The organism is Dolomitihabitans soli (assembly GCF_022213955.1).
Classification (GTDB): domain Bacteria; phylum Actinomycetota; class Actinomycetes; order Streptosporangiales; family Streptosporangiaceae; genus Streptosporangium_A; species Streptosporangium_A soli.
On record NZ_JAKNTW010000018.1, the window covers coordinates 163,985 to 185,843 of the forward strand.

A 21,859-nucleotide genomic window follows, 5' to 3' on the forward strand; every position below is an offset into this window, starting at 1 on the left:
CGGTGGTCTGGCCACTAGCCCCACGGCACGCGAGGACCCCCCACGCGAGCCCTGTCACCAGGATCGCCGCCACCACCCTCGCGGCCACCCTCCTGTTATCCCTCTCCCCTCCCCCCGCGTCCGCCACCACGCGAACGGCCGGAACCCTCGCGCCACGGCAACCGGCGAGCACCACGACCGCGACCGCGACCGCGACGAACGTACGGCCCGCGCAAAGGCCCGTGACCTCGCCGATGAGCCGGCAGGCCGAACCCTCCGACAAGGACCTGGCGCGGAACGCCCTGCGGGACGACCTGTCACGCGAGCGCTTCTACTTCGCCATGACCGACAGGTTCGCGAACGGCGACCCCGGCAACGACCGGGGCGGCCTCGCGGGAGACCGGCTGAACACCGGCTTCGACCCGGCCCACAAGGGCTTCTACCAGGGCGGTGACCTCAAGGGGCTGATCGGCGGGCTCGACTACATCAAGAACCTGGGCAGCACCGCCATCTGGATCACCCCGGCGTTCGAGAACCGCCCCGTCCAGGGCATGGACGCGGACGCCTCCGCCGGCTACCACGGCTACTGGATCACGGACTTCACCAGGATCGACCCGCATCTCGGTACCAATCGCCAGATGAAGGACCTGGTGAAGGAGGCACACAAGCGGGGCATGAAGGTCTTCTTCGACATCATCACCAACCACACGGCCGACGTCATCGACTACCGGGAACAGACGTACGGCTACCGGTCCAAGGCGGCCTACCCCTACCTCGACGCCGACGGCGCCCCGTTCGACGATCGCGCCGGCCCCTTTCCGAAGGTCACCACCGACTCCTTCCCTTACAGCCCGGTGGCTCCGGCGAAGGCCAAGACGCCCGCCTGGCTGAACGATCCCACGATGTACCACAACCGGGGAGACTCCACCTTCGCCGGGGAGAGCGCGGAGTACGGCGACTTCTCCGGGCTCGACGACCTGTGGACCGAGCGCCCCGAGGTGGTCGAGGGGATGACGGACATCTACCGGACCTGGGTGCGGGACACCGGGATCGACGGCTTCCGCATCGACACGGCCAAACACGTCGACATGAGGTTCTGGGAGCGCTTCTCCCCTGCCCTCGACGGCTACGCGGCCCGGCTCGGCAACGAGCGGTTCTTCATGTTCGGCGAGGTCTACTCCAGCGAACCGGCTCTGACCAGCCGCTACTCGACCCGCGGCGGCATGGACGCCACGCTGGACTTCCCGTTCCAGGAGGCCGCCAGGTCCTTCAGCGGCGGCACCGCGCGGGCCGACCGGCTGGCCCGGCTCTACGCCGACGACGACCACCACATCGACGCCGACGGCAACGCGGCGTCCGCGCCGACCTTCCTCGGCAACCACGACATGGGCCGGATCGGCAGGTTCGTCGCGCAGGACAACCCTGGCGCGTCCGATTCGGAACTGCTGCGGCGTGACCTGCTCGCCCACGAGCTGATGTATCTCACCCGCGGCCAGCCGGTCGTCTACTACGGCGACGAGCAGGGCTTCACCGGCAAGGGCGGCGACCAGGACGCCCGGCAGCCGATGTTCGCCTCGGCGACCCAGAGCTACCTGACCGACGACCTGATCGGCACCGAGGCCACCCACGCCCAGGACAACCGCGTCCCCGCGCACCCGCTCTACCAGGGCATCTCCGCCCTGGCGAAACTGCGGGACGCCCATCCGGCGCTGGCCGACGGCGCCCAGGTGGAACGGCTGGCCGCCGACGGCCTCTACGCCTTCTCCCGGATCGACGCCCGCGCCGGGATCGAGTACGTGGTCGCGGTCAACAACGCCGAAGTCCCCGCGACCGCCGCGGTCCCGACCTACTCCCCCGCCATGTCCTTCACCGGCGTGTACGGCGAGACCGCGCCCCGCACCTCGGGGGCGGACGGGAGGCTGACCGTCACGGTGCCCGCGCTCGGGGCCGTCGTCTACCGGGCCGCCGCGAAGCTCGCCGTACCCGCGCGGGAGCCCGCCGTGTCGATCACCCTGCCCGGGGCCGAGATCCGCGGCACCGCGGAGGACGACCGGGTGCCGATCACCGCGACCGTGCCCGGGGACGGGTTCGACCAGGTCACCTTCGCCGCGAAGGCGGGGGACGGCGACTGGCGGGTGCTGGGGACCGATGACGCCCCCAATGGCCGCACCTTCCGGATATTTCATGATCTGAGGGATATTCCGCCGGGGACGACGATCACCTACAAGGCGGTCGTGAAGGACTCCGCCGGCCGGTTCGCCGCCGCGAAGGCCGCGGCCACGGTCGGCGCCGAACCCGGGCAGCCCGATCCCGGCACGGTCACCCGCGACTGGCTGCTCGTCCACTACCAGCGCGCCGACCACGACGGCTGGGGCCTGCACACCTGGGGCGACGTCGAGCAGCCGACCGACTGGGCGAGCCCGCTGCCCCTGAACGGCGTGGACGAGTTCGGGCGGTTCGCCTGGATCAGGCTCAAGCCCGGCGCCACCGAGGTGGGCCTCATCGCCCACAAGGGGGAGGAGAAGGACGGCGGCGACCGTACGGTCAACCCGGCGAGAACCGGCGAGATATGGCTGGTGGAGGGCCACGACGGGGTATACACCTCCCGCGCGGCCGCCCAGGGCTTCGCGACGGTCCGCTACCACCGGCCCGACGCGAAGTACGACGGCTGGGGCCTGCACCTGTGGGGAGACGGACTCGCCGACGGCGTGGGCACCGACTGGGCCGCACCGCGCATGCCGGACGGCACCGACGCCGCCGGCGCGTTCTGGGAGGTACCGCTGAAGGACGCCTCGGCTCCGCTGAACTTCATCATTCACCAGGGCGACACCAAGGATCCGGGTGCCGACCAGTCGTTCGTGCCCGCGGTGACGCCCGAGGGGCACGTGAACTCGGGCCAGGCGGCCGTGCACCCGACCGGCGCGGCGGCGCGGAACGTCGCGGTCGTGCACTACCACCGCCCGCGGGGCGACTACGACGGCTGGGGCCTGCACGTGTGGTCCGGCGCGGCCGAACCGACCGAGTGGGCGGCTCCGATCATGCCCGAGAGCACGGACGGGTTCGGCGCGACGTTCCGGGTGCCGCTCGCCCCGGGCGCGGAGAGCCTGAGCTACATCATCCACAAGGGCGACGAGAAGGACCTGCCCACCGACCAGTCGCTCGATCTGGCCACGACGGGGCACGAGGTGTGGCGGCTCGCCGGCACCGAGGGTCTGCTGCTCCCGCAGCCGCGTTCCGCGGTCGCCGACGCCGACCTGACGAAGGCGAAGGCGCACTGGATCGACGCGGGCACCATCGCCTGGCAGGTGCCGGGATCGCAGCACTACTCCCTCGCCTTCTCCGGCAAGGGCGACCTCGCCTACGAGGACGGCGATCTGACCGGTGACCTGCGCCTGATCCGGCTCAAGCCGGGCGCGCTGACCACGGCGCAGCGGGAGAAGTGGCCGCACCTGGCCGCGTACACCGCGCTCACGGTGGATCCGCGCGACGCCGACCTGGTGAAGCGGGCGCTGCGCGGCCAGATGGTCGCCGTCGAGCGCGACGCCTCGGGCGCGCTGCTCACCGCCACGGGCGTGCAGATCCCCGGCGTGCTCGACGACGTCTACGCGAGCGCGGCCACGGCCGAGCTGGGGCCGAAGCCGGGGCTGCTGCCCAGGGCGTCGGTCTGGGCGCCGACCGCGCACAAGGTCTCGCTCGCCCTCTACCGGGACGCGACGGGCGGCGGCCGTACGACCCACGAGATGCGGCGCGACGACGAGACCGGCGTGTGGTCCGTGCGCGGGCTGCCCACCTGGCGGAACCGCTACTACACGTTCCTGGTCACGGTCTTCTCCCGCGAGGCGGGCCGGGTGGTCACCAACGAGGTGACCGACCCCTACAGCCTGGCGCTGGCCACCGGCTCGGCCCGCAGCCGGTTCGCCGACCTGTCCAGCCGGTCGCAACGGCCCGACGGATGGTCCGCCCTGCGCAAACCGGAGCCGCGCAAGGCGACGTCCGTCTACGAGCTGCACGTGCGCGACTTCTCCGCCTCCGACAAGACCGTCCCGGCCGGCGAGCGTGGCACCTACGCGGCGTTCTCCGGCGACGGGGCGGGCATGAGGGAGCTGCGGAAACTGGCGGCGGACGGCCTGACACACGTCCACCTGCTGCCGGTCTTCGACCTCGCCACCATCCCCGAGCGGCGGGCCGACCGGACCGAGCCCCGCTGCGACCTGGCCGCCATGCCCCCCGACTCGGAGGAGCAGCAGGCGTGCGTGACGGCCACGGCGGCCGGCGACTCCTTCAACTGGGGCTACGACCCGTTGCACTACACGGTGCCCGAGGGCTCCTACGCGACCGATCCCGACGCCCGGACCAAGGAGTTCCGCGGCATGGTCATGGGCCTGAACGCCGCCGGCCTGCGCGTGGTGATGGACGTCGTCTACAACCACACCCACGCCGCCGGCCAGGACCCCCTGTCGGTCCTGGACCGGATCGTGCCCGGCTACTACCACCGGCTGCTGCCCGACGGCTCGGTCGCGAACTCCACCTGCTGCGCCAACACCGCCCCCGAGCACCTGATGATGGGCAGGCTGGTGGTCGACTCCATCGTCACCTGGGCCCGCGACTACAAGATCGACGGCTTCCGGTTCGACCTGATGGGCCACCACCCCAAGGCCAACATCACGGCCGTACGGCGCGCCCTCGACGCGCTGACCGTCCGCGAGGACGGCGTGGACGGCAGGTCGATCATCCTGTACGGCGAGGGCTGGAACTTCGGCGAGGTGGCGAACGACGCCAGGTTCGTCCAGGCGACCCAGGCGAACATGGCGGGCACCGGCGTCGGCACCTTCAACGACCGCCTGCGCGACGCCGTACGCGGCGGCGGCCCGTTCGACGAGGACCCCCGGGTGCAGGGCTTCGGCTCCGGCCTGGCCGGCGCGCCCAACGGCTCCCCGGCCAACGGCACCGCCCAGCAGCAGGAGGCCCGCCTGCTCGCCTACCACGACCTGATCAAGGTGGGCCTGACCGGCAACCTCCGCGACTACCGGTTCACCGATTCCAGCGGCAAGGAGGTGACCGGCGGGCAGGTCGACTACAACGGCTCCCCCGCCGGCTACACGGCGGCCCCGGGCGAGGCCGTGACCTATGTGGACGCCCACGACAACGAGACCCTCTTCGACGCGCTCGCCTACAAGCTGCCCGCCTCGGCCCCGATGGCCGACCGGGTGCGGATGCAGACCCTGTCGCTGGCGGCGGCCACGCTCGCCCAGGGCACGGCGTTCGTGCACGCGGGCAGCGAGCGGCTGCGGTCGAAGTCGCTCGACCGCAACTCCTACGACTCGGGCGACTGGTTCAACCGGCTGCTGTGGGACTGCGCCGACGGCAACGGCTTCGGCTCGGGGCTGCCGCCGCGGGCCGACAACGAGGCCAAGTGGCCCTATGCCCGGCCGTTGCTCGCCGACCCCGCGCTGAAGCCGGGCTGCGCCGAGATCGGCGCGACCAGGGCGGGGTTCGGCGAGTTCCTGCGGATCCGCTCCTCCTCACCGGCCTTCGCCCTCGGTTCGCTCGCCGAGGTGCAGAGCCGGCTGTCCTTCCCCGCCTCCGCGGCTCCCGGTGTGATCGCGATGCACCTGGACGCCGCGGGCCTCGATCCGCGCTGGAAGTCGATCACGGTCGTCTTCAACGCGACCCCCCAGGCACGGCCGCAGACGGTCGCCGCGCTGAGGGGAACGGCCGCGGAGTTGCATCCGGTCCAGCGGGCCGGCGGCGACCCCGTGGTCAAGCAGTCCGCCTTCGACCGGGCGACCGGCACGATCACGGTGCCCGCCCGCACGGTGGCGGTGTTCGTCCAATCCTGACCTGAGCGCCGGGCCGGGTGTTGGCGCACCCGGCCCGGCCAGGGATCCCTTCCACACAACCTGGAGGCCCCCGTTGAGATCCTACAAACGACCGCCGGCGTTACCCGGCCGCCTGCTCACCGCGTCGGACGCGCGGCCGCGTCGCCGGCGGCAGCAGGACGATCAGCCCGTCACGCGGCCCCGTCCGCTGATCTCCCCGCCCCGCCTCGCCGACGGCCGGCGGTGACGGCATGCGCGCCCTTCCCCGGCGGACGCTCACCCTGCTCTGCGTGGCGGGTGTCGGCCTGACCTCCGCGCTCGTCCCCACCACGACGGCGCACGCCGCCAACACCGCGACCGTCTACTACGCCACCTCCTGGCCCACCGCGAACATCCACTACCAGCCCACCGGCGGCTCCTGGACCGCCGTCCCCGGCGTCGCCATGGACGAGACGGCCTGCGCGGGCTGGAAGAAGAAGACCCTCGACCTCGGCACCGCCACCGGCCTCAAGGCCGCCTTCAACAACGGCTCCGGCACCTGGGACAACAACAACGGCGCCGACCACACCCTCGGCACCGGAACCGTGATGGTGCGGAACGGCCAGGTCACGGCAGGCGACCCGTGCGCCGGGACCGGCGGCAACCAGGCCATCGTCTATTTCCACACGAAGACCAAGGGCTGGACCTCGGCCAACGTCCACTACCAGCCCACCGGCGGCTCGTGGACCCCGGTGCCGGGCGTGGCGATGAACGAGACCGCCTGCGCCGACTGGGCGAAGCGGACCATCGACCTCGGCACCGCCACCGGCCTCAAGGCCGCCTTCAACAACGGCTCCGGCACCTGGGACAACAACAACGGCGCCGACTACACCATCGGGCTCGGCCGTACGACGGTGAAGGGCGGGGTGGTGGTGGCGGGGGCCGCCGAACCCTGCGCGCCGGCGACTCCCGACGAGACCGCTCCCTCCGTGCCCGCCGGGCTGACCGCCACCGTGAGCGGCACGACCGTCAAGCTGTCCTGGACGGCCGCGACCGACAACGTGGGGGTCACCGGTTACGAGATCAGACGGGCGAAGGGCGCGGGCACGCCGGTGGTGCTGAAGGCCGGCGGCACGTCCTACTCCGACGCGGGCCTCGACCCGCGGACGGCCTACACCTACCGGGTCAGGGCACTCGACGCCGCGGGCAACGCCTCCGCCGACGGCGGCGCGGTCCCGGCCACGACGGGCGACGCCCCGCCGGCGCCGGCCGAGGGCTCACCGCTGGGCGGCGACCCGCGCGAGGACTCGATCTACTTCGTGATGACCGCCCGCTTCAACGACGGCGACCCGGCGAACAACCGGGGCGGCAGCCAGCACGTCCGGTCGGGGAACGCGGCGAACGGCGACCCGATGTTCCGCGGCGACTTCAAAGGGCTGATCGACAAGCTCGACTACGTGAAGGCGCTCGGCTTCTCCGCCATCTGGATCACCCCGGTGGTGCTGAACCGGTCCGACTACGACTTCCACGGCTACCACGGGTGGGACTTCCACCGGATCGACACCCGGCTGGAGACCCCGGGCGCCACCTACCAGGATCTGATCAACAAGGCGCACGCCAAGGGCATCAAGATCTTCCAGGACGTGGTCTACAACCACAGCTCCCGGTGGGGCGTCAAGGATCTGTTCACCCCCACCGTGTGGGGGGCGCGGGACGAGTGGAAGTGGCTCTACAACGAGAAGGAGCCGGGCCGGGAGTACGACCCGATGGTGGAGCACCAGGGGAACGACCCCGGCCTGACGCCGCAGCAGAACGCGCTGGCCAAGGGCCGGCCGTACAACGGAGACCAGTGGTCCACCGCGGCCCCGGCGGGCAACACGTGCAGGGACTACGGCACGCCGACCCAGTACACCAGCCCGGAGGGCTTCCGGATCCACAACTGCCAGTGGCCGAACCCGACCTCGGGCATGTTCCCCGCGAGCTACTACCACCAGTGCTGGATCGGCAACTGGGAGGGCGCGGACTCCAAGAGTTGCTGGCTGCACGACGACCTGGCCGACCTCAACACCGAGAGCAAGGTCGTCCAGGACTACCTGATCGACGTCTACAACAAGTTCATCGACATGGGCGTCGACGGCTTCCGGGTGGACACCGCCGTGCACGTCTCACGGCTGATGTGGAACCGGCGTTTCCTGCCGGCCCTGCGGGAGCACGCGGTGAGCAGGCACGGGGAGAAGGGCAAGGACTTCTACGTCTTCGGCGAGGTCGCGGCGTTCGTGCACGACAAGTGGAACCGGGGCTCGGTCAACCACTCCGCGCAGTTCTACACCTGGAAGGAGCGCAGGGAGTTCGACCCCGACGACGCGAAGGCCGTCGTGGAACAGTTCGACCACGAGAACCTGATGGGCACGGGCAACCAGCCCACCAGCACCAACGCCTTCCTGAACGGCAACTCCTACCACGCGCCCGACCACAGCAAGGCGTCCGGCATGAACGTCATCGACATGCGGATGCACATGAACTTCGGCGAGGCGGCCAACGCCTTCGACAACGGCAGGGACTCCGACGACAGCTACAACGACGCTACCTACAACACCGTCTACGTCGACTCGCACGACTACGGCCCCAACAAGTCGACGGTCCGTTACGCGGGCGGCACCGACGCGTGGGCGGAGAACATGAGCCTGATGTGGACCTTCCGCGGCATCCCGACCCTCTTCTACGGCTCGGAGATCGAGTTCCAGAAGGGCCGGCCGATCGACTGCGGCCCGGTCTGCCCGCTGGCCACCACCGGTCGCGCCTACTACGGCGACCATCTCGAAGGGAGCGTGACCGCCTCGGGCTTCGGCGTCGTGGGCAGCACCTCCGGCCCGGTGGCGCAGACGCTGAACCAGCCGCTGGCCAGGCACCTGCAACGGCTGAACCAGATCCGCAGGGCGGTGCCGGCGCTGCAGAAGGGGCAGTACTCCACCGAGGGCGTCAGCGGCCGGATGGCGTACAAGCGCCGCTACACGGCCGGCGGGGTGGACAGTTTCGCCCTGGTCACGGTCTCCGGCACGGCGACCTTCACCGGCGTGCCGAACGGCACCTACGTGGACGCCGTCACCGGTGACCGCAAGACCGTCACCGGCGGCTCCCTGACCGCCTCCGTGTCCGGCAAGGGCAACCTGCGCGTCTACGTGCTCGATCTGCCGGGCGGTCCCGCGCCCGGCAAGGTCGGCGCCGACGGGCCTTATCTGAAGTAGCGAGGACCCCCAGGCGGGGGACGGGAACCGTCCCCCGCCACAATTGGGTCTTACTGAAAAGGTTCTTAACTATTATTCTCGAACTGTGGACTTAGAGGTTCGACATCTACGGGCAGTATGCGCGATCGCCGACTGCGGAAGCATCTCGAAGGCGGCGGTGTCGCTGCAGACGTCACAGCCCGCCCTCACCGCCCAGCTCCGCCGGATCGAGCGGATGTTCGGCGGCCCGCTGTTCGACCGGGGCCGGGAGGGCGCCCGTCCGACGCCGCTCGGCGCGTGGGTGCTGCTGCGCTCCCGCTCGCTGCTGCCCGCCTTCGACGAGCTGCAACGGGACGGCCGGAGGTACGGCGCGCACGACGTGATCAGGGTGGGCTGCGCGCCGACCCGCCTCGCGATCCACGTCACCGAGTGCCTGCACGAGCTGCTCGACGGCACCGGCGTGGCGATGCGCACCGAGGAGGCCGTGGACGTCCTGCCCGAGCTGCTGGAGTCGGAACGGCTGGAGCTGGCCGTGCTCACCGACTATCCGGGGCACGAGCTGGGCCCCCGGCCGGGCGTCTCCTATTCGATCGTCGCCGCCGAGCCGCTCTTCGTCGGGCTCTCGGCCGCTCATCCGCTGGCCGTACAGCAGGAGATCGAGCTGCGGGACCTCGCGGCCGAGGAGTGGTCGATGCCCACGCTCGTCGAGACGGGGCACCGCGAGCACTTCTGGGCGGCGTGCGGGCGGCACGGGTTCGCTCCCCGGATCTCCTACTCCCTGCACTCCAACGTGGCGCTCGGGCTGATCGCCACCGGCCGGTGCGTCGGCATGTTCCAGGCGACCAGCCGCGAGTCGCCCGGCATCGCCATCCGCCCGCTCACCGGCACGCCGCTGCGCTCCCGCCACGTGATCGGCTGGACCGAGCACGGCCCGATCGCCCGGCACGCGGCCCACCTGCTGCAGAGCGTCACCCGCGCGTACTGGGCCGACGCCCTGCACGCGCCCGTCTACGCCTCCTGGCTCAAGCGGCATAGCGCGACGTTATAGAAAGCTGGGGTTACTCCGATCGGCCGCCGGCTGTCAGCTTTGATCCAGCCCCGGCCGGGCTCCTTCTCACCCCCCAAGGAGCCATGAGTGAACCCCCAGCTCAGGCTGGGCGCTGTCGCCATGCTGGCGGCAGTCGCCCTGACCGCATCCTCTCTCGCGAGCGGAGCCAGCGCCGAACAGCGCGTGAGCGCCGATCCGCCGGCCTTCGCCCCGCCAGGACCGCAGGAGCGCAGCCGCGCCATCAACAGCGCGCAGGGCGCTCTGCACGCGCACGCCGAGGACCTGCGCACGGCCGCCGCCGACGAGTTCCAGCTGGCCGGCACCACCTCCGGCACCCGCGGCCTGCAGTACCTCACCTACCGGCGCACCCACCAGGGCCTGCCCGTGTACGGCGGCGACGTCATCGTGTCCACCGACGCCTCGGGACAGACCGTCCACTCGGTGTCCACCGGGCAGCGCGCCGAGCTGGCCGTGACCACCACCACCAAGGTGACGGCCGGCGCCGCCGCCGCGAAGGCCCGCGAACGGCTGCCGAAGGTCGACAGCGTGAGCACGCCCGCCCTGCTGGTGCACGCCGCAGGGACGCGGCCGAGACTCGCCTGGGAGGTCGTCGTCACCGGTACCGCCGGCGACACCCCGAGCACCCTGCACGTCTACGTGGACGCGCTCGACGGGTCCGTCGTGGACAGCTGGGACGAGGTGCGCGCGGGCACCGGCAACAGCCACTACAACGGCAACCCGGTGACCATCACCACCTCCGGGTCCTACTCCATGACCGACACCACCCGGCCCAACCTGCGCTGCGGCGGGCAGAACGGCGCCGCCTACACCGGAACCGACGACAACTGGGGCGACGGCTCCGGCACGTCCCTGGAGACCGCCTGCGTCGACGCGCTGTTCGGGGCCCAGAAGGAATGGGACATGCTGCGCGACTGGCTGGGCCGTAACGGCTTCAACGGCTCCGGCGGCGCCTTCCCCGCCAGGGTCGGCCTCAACCAGGTCAACGCCTTCTGGAACGGCCAGTACACCAACTTCGGGCACAACCAGGCCAACAACAAGCAGGCCACCCCGATGGACGTGGTCGCCCACGAGTACGGCCACGCCGTCTTCCAGTTCTCCGGCAGCGGCGGCGCGGGCAGCGGCAACGAGGCCGGCGGCCTGAACGAGTCGACCGGTGACATCTTCGGCGCGCTGACCGAGCACTTCGCAGGCGAGCCCGCGAACCTCGACCCGCCGGACTACCTGGTGGGCGAGGAGGTCAACCTGGTCGGTTCGGGCGAGATCCGCAACATGTACAACCCGCAGGCCGAGGGCCATCCCAACTGCTACAGCAGCTCGATCCCCTCGACCGAGGTGCACGCCGCGGCCGGTCCCCAGAACCACTGGTTCTACCTGCTCGCCGAGGGCACCAACCCGGTGGGCAAGCCCGCCAGCTCCACCTGCAACGGGTCGTCCAACCTCGCGGGCATCGGCATCCGCAAGGCCGGCGAGATCTTCATGGGCGCGCTGAACCTCAAGACCACCCCCTGGACGCACGCCAAGGCCCGGGTGGCCAGCCTGAACGCCGCCAAGTCCCTCTACCCGGGAAGCTGCGCCGAGTTCAACGCGGTGCGCGCCGCGTGGGCCGCCGTCAGCGTCCCCGCCGTCAGCGACCCGACCTGTACGGCGGGCGTCAACGACTTCTCCGTCTCCCTCAACCCGGCGTCCCGCACCGTGCAGGCGGGCCGGCAGGCCACCACGTCCGTGACCACCGCCGTCACCTCCGGCGGCCCGCAGGCGATCACCCTGCGCACGGCGGGCGCCCTGCCCGCCGGAGTCACCGCCGGTTTCTCCCCGGCGACCATCACCTCCGGCCAGTCGGCCACCCTCACCCTGACCACCTCGGCCGGCACACCGTCCGGGACGCACACCGTGCGTGTTCTCGCGGACGGCGCCGATGTGGACAGGGAGACGGCGTTCTCGCTGGTCGTCGGCACGCCCGACTCGGGAGCCCCGGACATCCCGGTGGCGAACGTGAACGCCCACCTGAGCCAGTTGCAGTCGATCGCCACCGGCAACGGCGGCAACCGGGCCTCGGGCGGCGCGGGCTACACCGCCTCGCTCAACTACCTCAAGGGCAGGCTGGACGCCGCGGGATACACCACCCGGATCCAGAACTTCACCTACAACGGCGGCACGCACGCCAACCTCATCGCGGACTGGCCCGGGGGCCCGGCCGCCCCGACCGTGATGCTCGGCAGCCACCTGGACAGCGTGGCCGGCGGACCGGGGATCAACGACAACGGCAGCGGCTCCTCGGCCCTGCTGGAGGTCGCGCTGACCCTCGCCGGCCGTAATCCGACGCTGGACAAGCACGTGCGCTTCGCCTGGTGGGGAGCCGAAGAGCTCGGTCTGCGCGGTTCGACCTACTACGTCGCCAACACCGGCGTCGGCGGCGTGGAGGCCTACCTCAACTTCGACATGATCGCCTCGCCGAACCCCGGCTACTTCGTCTACGACGACGACGCCGCCCTGCAGAAGCTGTTCAACGACTACTACGCCACCCTGGGCGTGCAGACCGAGCGGGAGACCGCCGGCGACGGGCGCAGCGACCACACCCCGTTCAAGAACGCGGGCGTGCGGGTCGGCGGCGTGTTCACCGGCGCGGAGACCACGAAGACCACGGCCCAGGCCACCAAGTGGGGCGGTACGGCGGGGCTGGCGTTCGACCGCTGCTACCACTCCGCCTGCGACTCCTACCCGGCCAACCTCAACACCACGGCGCTGGACCGCAACAGCGACGCGATCGCCGAGGTCCTGTGGAGCCTCGCTGTCGGGGCGGACACCCCCGGCGACGACTACTCGATCTCGGTGAACCCGTCCGCCGCGTCGGTCCAGGCCGGCCAGTCGGCGACCGCGACCGTCGGCACCCAGGTCACCTCCGGCGAGGCGCAGAGCGTGACGCTGTCGGCGGACGGCGTTCCCTCGGGAGCGACCGTGACCTTCAGCCCGGCCACGATCACCGCCGGCCAGTCCGCGACCGTGACGATCGCCACGTCCGCGGCCACCCCGGCCGGGACCCACACGATCGCCATCCGGGGGGACGGCCCGTCGGCCGACCGCTCGACCACCTTCACCCTGACCGTCGGGGGTGACCAGGGCACCACCTGGGCGCCGTGGACGCCGTACGCGACCGGCGCCACGGTGACCTACGAGGGCGTCTCCTACCGGTGCCTGCAGGGCCACACCTCCCTGCCCGGCTGGGAGCCGCCGGGCGTCCCGGCCCTCTGGCAACGCCTCTGATCCGACCCTGGAGAGCTGCCCGTTTCGTCGCCGGGGACGAAGCGGGCAGCTCATGTCATTCAGCATGATCTAGGCGCACGCAAAGTTAACAGGAGCGACGCGGAGCGTTCAGCTCAGTCACCCCCGCATGGTCACCCCCGTGGCTAGGTTTCGAAAACACCCCCAGCTCAGGGCCGTTTTCGTCCGTCCATGAGGAGTCATCTTGCGAGTCCTGGCCGTAGTCCCCGCCCGAGGCGGTTCCGCGGGCGTCCCGCTGAAGAACCTGGCCGAGGTCGGCGGCACGCCCCTCGTCGCCCGCGCGGTGCGAGCCTGCGTGCGGGCCGAACTCGTCGACGAGGTGATCGTCAGTACCGACCACGACGGGATCGCCGAGGCGGCCCGGCTCGCCGGCGCCCGCGTGGTCCAGCGCCCCGCCGAGTTGAGCGGCGGATCCGCCTCCAGCGAGTCGGCCGTGCTGCACGCGCTGGAGAGCATCGAGGAGGCGCCGGAGGTCGTCGTCCTCGTGCAGTGCACCAGCGCGTTCATCGACCCGGCCGACCTCGACGGCGCGATCGCCAAGGTCCTCGGCGGGACCGCCGACGTGGTCCTCTCCGGGCTGGAGACGCACGAGTTCCTGTGGCGGACGAACGGCGCGGGCGTCAACCACGACCCCGCCTACCGGCCCATGCGGCAGGACCGCGAGCCGCACTTCCGGGAGACCGGCGCGTTCTACGTGATGCGCGCCGAGGGGCTGCGCGAGCACGGGCACCGGTTCTTCGGCACCATCGCCCTGCAGCAGGTCGCGGCCAAGCGCGCGATCGAGGTGGACGGCCCGGAGGACCTCGACCTCGTCCGGGCGCTCGCGTCGTTCGTCGACGAGCCGGAGCCGATCGACGTCGACGCGGTGATCACCGACTTCGACGGCGTGCACACCGACGACCGCGCCTTCGTCGACCAGGACGGGCGGGAGATGGTCGCCGTCAGCCGCTCCGACGGGATGGGCATCGCCCTGCTGCGCCGCTCGGGGGTCAAGCTGCTGATCATGTCCACCGAGCACAACCCGGTGGTCGCCACCCGCGCGCGCAAGCTGGGCGTGCCGGTGCTCCAGGGCCTGACCGACAAGCGGACCGTGCTGCACGACTGGCTGACCATCGAGGGCCTCGACCCGGCCCGCGTCGCCTACGTGGGCAACGACGTCAACGACCTGGGCCCGATGAGCGAGGTCGGCTGGCCGATCACGGTGCCCGACGCCCACCCCCGGGTGCGCACCGCCGCCCGCGTCGTGCTCACCCGCCCCGGCGGTGCGGGAGCCGTACGGGAGCTGTGCGACCGGGTGCTGGCCGCGCGGCCGGCGCCGGACGCGGTGGCCGACGTCGCGCCGCGCACCGAGCTGCGGATCAGCCCGGTGGCCAAGCCGGTGCAGATCGGCGACACGCTGGTCGGCACGGGCCGGCCGGTCTACGTGATCGGCGAGATCGGCATCAACCACAACGGCGACCTCGACATCGCGCGCCGGCTGATCGACGTCGCCGCCGAGGCCGGCTGCCAGGCGGTCAAGTTCCAGAAGCGCACCCCGGAGATCTGCGTTCCGCTGGAGCAGCGCGACCAGATCAGGCAGACGCCGTGGGGCGAGATGACCTACATGGAGTACAAGATCCGGACGGAGTTCGGGCACGACGAGTACTCCCAGATCGCCGAGTACTGCAAGGAGCGGGGCCTGCACTGGTTCGCCTCGCCGTGGGACGTGCCCTCGGTGGAGTTCCTCGAAAGCATGGACGTCGTCACCCACAAGATCGCCTCGGCCGGCGTGACCGACCTGGAGCTCCTGCGGGCGCTCGCCGCCACCGGCAAGCCGCTCATCCTGTCCACCGGCATGTCCACGCTGGAGGAGATCGACCGGGCCGTGGAGATCCTCGGCACCTCCCGGCTGGTCCTCATGCACGCCACCTCCACCTACCCGCTCCCGCCCGAGGAGGCCAACCTCCGCACCATCGTCACCCTCCAGGAGCGGTACGGCGTGCCGGTCGGCTACTCGGGTCACGAGCGCGGCCTGCAGATCTCGCTGGCGGCGGTCACCCTCGGCGCGGTGACCGTGGAGCGGCACATCACCCTGGACCGCACGATGTGGGGTTCCGACCACGCCGCCTCCCTCGAACCGGCCGGCCTCGAACACCTGGTGCGCGACATCCGGATCATCGAGACCGCCCTCGGCGACGGCGTCAAGCGCGTCTTCCCCGGCGAGGAGGCCCCCAAGGCCCGGCTGCGCCGCGTCACCGTCTGACCACCACCCGGCCGCGTCACCGCCCCGGCCACCACACCACCGCGTCACCGTCCGGCCACACCCGAAGGAAGTGTTTTGATCAACCTGTCCGTCGTTGTACCGGTTCGCGACGGCGAGCCGTACATCGCAGACGCCCTGACCTCGATGGTGCGCAACGCACGGCCGGACTTCGAGTTCATCGTGGTGGACGACGGCTCGGTGGACGCGACCGGAGCGATCGTCGATGACTTCCGCCACGACCTGCCGGGGCTCTCGGTGCTGCGCAACCAGAGCCCCGTCGGGCTGGCCGACGCGCGCAACCTCGGCCTGTCGCTGGCTGCCGGCCGCTACGTCACGTTCCTGGACGGCGACGACTGGTACGCGCCGGGTCACCTGGCCGCGCTGGTCGCCGCGATCGACGGGCTGGGCTGCGACTTCGTCCGGGTGGACCATGTGCAGGCGGAGGGCCGCAAGCGGGTCATCCATCGCGCGCCCCAGGCCAGGCGTGGTGTGGTGCTCGATCCGCGTGACGGCATCCTGCCGGTCGACGGCAAGTCGATGGTCGACTACCCCTACGCCTGGGCCGGCGTCTACCGGCGCGAACTCGGCGAACTGCTGGCCTTTCCCGGCCATCTGCACACCGCCGAGGACCGGCCGTGGATCTGGCGGCTGCACCGGCAGGCCCGCTCCTACGCGGTGGTCTCGCTGCACGGCGTCTTCTACCGGCGGCAGGTGCCCGGCTCCCTCACCCAGATCGGGGACGAGCGCCAGCTTCACTTCTTCGACGCCTTCGAACTGGTGCTCAAGGATCTCGACCAGGACCCTCGGTTCCTGCCCAAGGCGGTGCGGACCCTGTGCGCGCTGCTGGCCCACCACCTCGAACTCGCGGAACGCTTCACACCGGAGCTGCGCGTCAGGTTCGAGGAGCGGGGTGCGGACACGCTTCGCCGGCTCCCGGACGATCTGCTCGCCGCGACCGTGTCCCGCCTCGAACCCGAGCGGGTGTCGGCACTGCGCGCCCTGATGCCGGAACTCCCCGGCACCGCCCGCCACCGCCCCACCCTGGAGGAGCCGTCCCCGGCCGCCAGGCTCAGGGGAACCCGATGACCCGCCTCCTCGCGCCCCCGCGGCCGCACCCCGCCGCGGCCACGCGCACGGGAACCCGATGATTCCGCTCCCGGGATCACACCCCGGCGCAGCCACGCGCACGGGAAACCCGATGATCCGCCTCCTCCCGCGCCCGGGATCAGCCCCCGGCGCAGCCATGCTCAGGGGGATTCGATGACGCAGCTCTTCTACGCCTCTACGCTGTTCGGAGCCATGACGCTGGCCGCCGCGATGGACGCCGGCAGCTTCGGGCCGCGCGCGGGGCGGCGGATCCTGCTGGTGTCCAACAACGCGGCCATCCCGGAGATCACCTCGCCGCTGGACCGGACGCCCGGCTTCGCCGTGCTCCGCGACCGGTTCGACGAGGTGCGGTCGTGGAACGACATCGTCGCGCCGCTGCACCCCTCCGACTGGAAGGCCCGGGTCATCGAGGTGCCGATGATCGGCCGCCTGGTCGCCTCGCAGCTGTCCCTGGACGACGGCCCCGACGAGCTGATCGTGGAGTCGATCGCGGTCCCGCCGGCCCGGGCGCTCGCCGGGCTGATCAGGGAATGCCCGATCACCGTCTACTCCGACGGCCTGATGAGCTACGGCCCGACCCGCGACCCGCTGCCGCTGGAGATCTCCGGCCGCCTCACCCGCCTCCTCCACCTCGACCTCGTCCCCGGCCTCACCCCGCTCCTGCTCGAAGAGTACGGCGTGCCGGCGGAGGCGCTGCCCGGCGAGGCGTTCACCTCGGTCATCGGCGAGGTGGCGCGGGCCTGCGCCGACGATCTGGAGGGCGACGCCCTGATCCTCGGGCAGTATCTCTCCGCGCTCGACATCCTCACCCCCGACGAGGAGGCCGAACTGCACGCGACCATGCTGCGCGGACTGGTGGCGCGCGGCCACGACCGCGTGGTGTTCAAGCCCCACCCGGCCGCCGGCCGCCGGCACGCCCAGCAGCTCCGCCAGACGGCCGAGGACCTGGGGGTGCGGCTCACGGTCGCGGGCGAGTCGACACCGGCGGAGGTGTGCTTCGCCCGGCTGCGTCCGGCGCTGGTCGTCGGCTGTTTCTCGACCGCCCTGGCCACCGCGAGAAGATACTACGACCTGCCGGTGGCGACCGTGGGCGGGGAACTGGTGCTGGAACGCCTGACGCCGTACGAGAACAGCAACCGGGTGCCCGCCACGATCGTGGACGCCACGACGCCCGTGCTGCTGCCCGACGGCTCGCTGCAGGATCCGCCGGTTCCGGCCGACCGGCTCCCGTCCCTGGTCGGCGCCGTCGGCTACTGCATGCAGAGCGCGGCCCACCCCGGCCTCCGGGACACGGCCGCCGCCTACCTCGCCGAGGCCGGCTCCGGCCGGCACTTCAAACGCCAGCGCCTCGCCGCCCTCGACCTCCTGGCCGCCCCGCCCTCCGAACCCCCCGGCGCCCTGACCCGCCTCCGCCACCGCCTCTCCCGCGCCCTCCCCTGACCACCCCAAACTCCGCTCGCCCGCTCGCCGAGGCAGCACGTACGGCAAGCCCCGACTCGGCCACCCGCCGTCGGCGGCCGGGGCCTGCGGGGTCAACGCTTCTGTGGTGTGCGCGCTGACCACCGTTTCGGCAGGCCCGCCGGCCATCTCCGCTGGTCTCACACCCGTCCCCGTGTGACCGCCGAAGCCGGTTCGAACCGCAGGAGACGGCCGGCGCCCGGGTCTTGAACCGGAGGGCATGGCCGGACGCGGTTGATACGGCGGCCGGCCATCGCGGCACAGCACCATGTGCCCACGAACCCCGGCCACCCACGGTCAGGAGCGCCGGCCTGGCTTGCCGTACAAAAACGCCGTACAAAGGGGCGCGCGGTCAGGTGAGGGATTTCAGGTAGCCGCGGAGGCGGCGCTTGGCGCGGTAGCCGGCGCGGAGCATGTTCGGGGGGACCTCGACGCGGAGGCGGGCGCGGCGGCGGGCGGCGGTGTGCTCGGGACCGTCGAGGAGGGAGCGGGCCGGGGCGAGCCGTCCGGCGCGGGTGTCCTCGACCAGGCCGGCGAGGCGGGCGCCCCAGGTGGAGGCCGCGGGGTCGTGGAAGTAGTTGGCCGCGCGCCAGCGGGCGTTCGGGGTGTGGAACGTGCCTTCGGCCAGTTCGCCGAGGGTGCCGAGGCAGTCGCTGTCCTCGAAGACCAGGTTGATCATCTCTTCGCTGACGCCGAAGTCCGAGAGGACGAGCAGCGGCACCGACGCGTCCATCGCCTCCAGGGCCGCCGTCGAGCTGACGGTCACGAACCCGGCCGCGCGCGTGAGGTGCTCGCGCATCGACCCGGCGGCGAATCGGACGGCGTCGGCGGGCACCCGGCCGTCGGCCGCCATCGCCCGCCAGAGACGCTCGTAGTGGTGACGCTCGTTGTGGGTCTGCCGCTCGCCGTCCAGCGCCCGGAGTTTGACCACCACGTCGAGATCGGGCCGACGCCCGGCGAGCTCGGCGAGGGCGAGCAGAACGCTCTCCCGATCCTCCCGCCGCCTGGGCACCTTCGCCTGGGTCGCGAAGATCACTCTGTCCCTGACGTCCGCCTGCTCGCCGCCGCCACCGAGGAAGGGCAGGCGGGCCAGGCCGATCTCGCCGCCGCCGCCGAGCCGCCCGGCGACGGCGGAGAACTCCTCGACCTCCCGGCCGCTGTGCACCACGAACAGGTCGCAGCCGCTGCGGAACAGCCACGCCTTCTCCGTCGCGGGAACGGAGATCCCGGGCAGCCCCGACACGAACACCGGCCGGGGACGGAGGCCGCCGAGAACGCCGGAGACCAGCACGTCGACCACCGGCCCGGTGCACGCCATGAGCACCACGTCGGGCCGGGAACGTTCCGCCTCCCGCCGTATCTGCCGTGCCGAGACCACCGGCGCCGGCCGGGTGAAGCGGGTCCCGTGGGTGGCGGCGGCTATCTGGTCGGGGGAAGGAGTGATCGGGGTTCGCACCACCACCAGGTCGGCCGTTCCCGGCAGTCCGTCGAGCAGGCTTGCGGCCCATTTCAGATACGAGTCCGAATCGGCCACGGCCAGGACCTTCAACGTGCGACTCCCGAATCGTTGTGGGTGAACATCTGCAGGTGAGAACGGAGCGCGGGGGCGGCCTGCGCGGTCCACCAGTCGTCGGGGACCTCGACGGCCTCGACGGGGACGCCACGCGGCGACAGCAGCACCCTCAGTGACGTGACGGCGGTGGAGGGCAGGCTGAGCACGCGCTGCCCGGTGGACAGGCCGCGCAGGGTGATCTCCGCCGGGGCGCCGCCGTCGTAGACGGTGATGCCGGGCAGTTCCCTGACGCGTTCGAGGTCGCCGGGGTCCTCGCGGCGGTGCGGGAAGTAGGCGACGGGCCCGGCCGCGCCCAGTCCGGCGAGCCAGCCGAAGTAGGGATCGCGGTGGATCAGGCCGTTGCGGACCAGGGAGGTGCCGAGCACGATGACCGGCTCGGCGGGTGGCGCCCCGCCCAGGGGCTGCGCGCGGAGCCAGCCGAAGTCGTGGGTGACGAGTTCGGCTCCGGTCCGCCGTACGGCGAGAGCCAGCTCGCCGGGGACGGGCAGGGCGGTGAAGAGGGAGAGCCTGCCCGCCTTGGCGGCGGCACGCAGACGGAGCCCGGCGGCGACGCCGAGCGTGCCGCGCAGCGGCCCGGCTCGTGCGCGGGCGCGCAGCAGTGGTGTCCACGGCCGCCCGGCGAGCAGTTCGAGCAGCCGGATCGTGGCCAGCCCGTCATCGACGATCACCACGCGGCGCGGGAACGCCGTCAGCCAGCTGAGCTGCACCTTACCGGAGAACGCGTCGCCGACCGCCCAGGTGAGGCCGCGTCCGGGCCGGGTCATCTCGGCTTCGGGGGCGGCGAAGGCGGCGCCCCCGGGGAGGCCGAGCCGCTTGAGCTCACGGCGGGTGGCGGCGAGCGCGGGCAGCTTGGCCCTGGGCACGATTCGCGTGTCGGCTCCGAGCAGCCCGAAGTGGTGGGCCTCCACGGCGCAGAGCATCTGCAGCGGGGACTCCACCCAGGCCACGGCCGACCCCTGCTCCCGCGCGTGGCGCCGCCGACCGTCCTCCACGCCGGGCGTTGACCCGTTCACGACGGCACCACGCTAGCTTCGCCGCCTTACGTGATCGGGAACCACGAATGAACAGACGGATTCGCCGTCCGACCTCCCGCGCACCCGACTTGGCCACGCCAAGGCAAAGTTCTTTATGTCCGTCTTGCCCTCTTACATCCCTCTGTATTACCTTTCACGGACTTACGGCATCCATATCACTGTTTGCGAGGTTTGCGGATGCCGCGCCGTACAAGCACCGCGTTCCGGTATGGCGGGAACCCCCTCCCGCCAGGAGCGCGGCCGCCGAGTCCGCGCAAGCGGAGCCGGGGACCCATCTCTCCCATGGGGTGAATCGGCCCTGCCGCCTTCGGGCGGCGAGCCGTAGGGCCGCCTTCCAGGCCCGAACCCGTCAGCTAACCCGGTAGGCGGCATGGAAGTAAGGAGATCCCCCTTTTATGTCCGTTCCCCGGATTCTGAGCGTCACCAGAGCCCCCCTGGCCGGCGCAGTGCTGGGGGCGACCCTCATCGCCTCAGCCCTGACCGGACTCTCGCCCGCCTACGCGGATCACCACCACCGTGCCCAGAAGGTCGACGCCCCCGACGCGCAGACCTCCGTCAAGGCCCAGGACGTCATCGACCTGGCCTTGAAGCAGGTGGGGATCAGCGAGAACAGCAGGGGTGGTGGCACGAAGTTCCACGAGTGGTACATGTCCTCCGAGCGCGCAAAGGAGACCCTCAGGCGTGACGGCGGAAGCGTCGCCGGCTACAGGAACGCGCCGTGGTGCGCGATGTTCGTCTCCTGGGTGGGCGACAAGCTGGGCGCGCGGCCGACCGTCGGCTGGGACGCCTACACCGTCACGCACGCCGAATGGTTCCGTGACAACAACCGCTGGGGAGGAAAGCCCAAGCGCGGCGCCGTCGTGTTCTTCTCCTGGAGCGGCGGCAAGTCGATCGATTCCATCAACCACGTCGGATTCGTCATGAAGGACAACGGCGACGGCACGATCAAGACGGTCGAGGGCAACACCGGCAGCGGCCAGGTCCAGGTGCGGACCAGGCCCAAGAGCCAGGTCGTCGGCTACGGCTACCCCGAGTACGCCACCGCCTGAACCCGGCACGCGTCTCCCGGGGCGACCACCCCGGCCGCGCGAACTCC

General features: G+C 71.5%; 10 protein-coding genes and 1 riboswitch. Of the genes, 8 read left to right on the forward strand and 2 right to left on the reverse strand.

All coding sequences use genetic code 11. The annotated features are described in order from the left end of the window. Nucleotides 1–2 precede the first annotated feature (2 nt). From pulA to MBA17_RS29625, 7 genes are all read left to right on the forward strand, one after another. On the forward strand, nt 3–5,819 hold the full coding sequence (gene pulA, locus MBA17_RS29595) for a pullulanase-type alpha-1,6-glucosidase (protein WP_238499938.1): 5,817 nt from the start codon (nt 3–5) through the stop codon (nt 5,817–5,819). A gap of 230 nt (nt 5,820–6,049) precedes the next feature. After that, nucleotides 6,050–9,022 carry a carbohydrate binding domain-containing protein gene (locus tag MBA17_RS29600; protein ID WP_238499940.1) on the forward strand — a complete coding sequence of 991 codons (2,973 nt, stop codon included), beginning with the start codon at nt 6,050–6,052 and terminating at the stop codon, nt 9,020–9,022. A 157-nt stretch (nt 9,023–9,179) separates the two neighbouring features. After that, nucleotides 9,180–10,049, forward strand: a complete 870-nt coding sequence (locus MBA17_RS29605; RefSeq protein ID WP_238499941.1) for a LysR substrate-binding domain-containing protein — start codon at nt 9,180–9,182, stop codon at nt 10,047–10,049. 87 nt (nt 10,050–10,136) lie between these two features. After that, nucleotides 10,137–13,331, forward strand: coding sequence for a M28 family peptidase (locus MBA17_RS29610; protein WP_238499943.1), 3,195 nt, complete (start codon nt 10,137–10,139; stop codon nt 13,329–13,331). Nucleotides 13,332–13,533: 202 nt separating this feature from the next. After that, the gene (locus MBA17_RS29615) at nt 13,534–15,591 is read left to right on the forward strand and encodes an N-acetylneuraminate synthase family protein (protein ID WP_238499945.1); all 2,058 of its coding nucleotides are present in this window, start codon (nt 13,534–13,536) and stop codon (nt 15,589–15,591) included. Nucleotides 15,592–15,666: 75 nt separating this feature from the next. Continuing rightward, nucleotides 15,667–16,677 carry a glycosyltransferase family 2 protein gene (locus MBA17_RS29620; RefSeq protein ID WP_238499947.1) on the forward strand — a complete coding sequence of 337 codons (1,011 nt, stop codon included), beginning with the start codon at nt 15,667–15,669 and terminating at the stop codon, nt 16,675–16,677. Nucleotides 16,678–16,851: 174 nt separating this feature from the next. Further along, a complete protein-coding gene (locus MBA17_RS29625) occupies nt 16,852–18,138 on the forward strand; it encodes an alpha-2,8-polysialyltransferase family protein (protein WP_238499950.1) in 1,287 nt (428 codons plus the stop codon). A gap of 370 nt (nt 18,139–18,508) precedes the next feature. Here MBA17_RS29625 and MBA17_RS29630 read toward each other — a convergent pair whose 3' ends face one another. Next, nucleotides 18,509–19,690: a DUF6716 putative glycosyltransferase gene (locus tag MBA17_RS29630; RefSeq protein ID WP_238499951.1), complete on the reverse strand. Its 1,182-nt coding sequence runs from the start codon at nt 19,688–19,690 to the stop codon at nt 18,509–18,511. Between the two features lie 11 nt (nt 19,691–19,701). Beyond that, a complete protein-coding gene (locus MBA17_RS29635) occupies nt 19,702–20,742 on the reverse strand; it encodes a hypothetical protein (protein ID WP_238499952.1) in 1,041 nt (346 codons plus the stop codon). Between the two features lie 252 nt (nt 20,743–20,994). After that, nucleotides 20,995–21,146, forward strand: a riboswitch (cyclic di-AMP (ydaO/yuaA leader). 12 nt (nt 21,147–21,158) lie between these two features. Here MBA17_RS29635 and MBA17_RS29640 point away from each other — a divergent pair. Further along, nucleotides 21,159–21,812, forward strand: coding sequence for a CHAP domain-containing protein (locus tag MBA17_RS29640; protein ID WP_238499954.1), 654 nt, complete (start codon nt 21,159–21,161; stop codon nt 21,810–21,812). Nucleotides 21,813–21,859 lie beyond the last annotated feature (47 nt).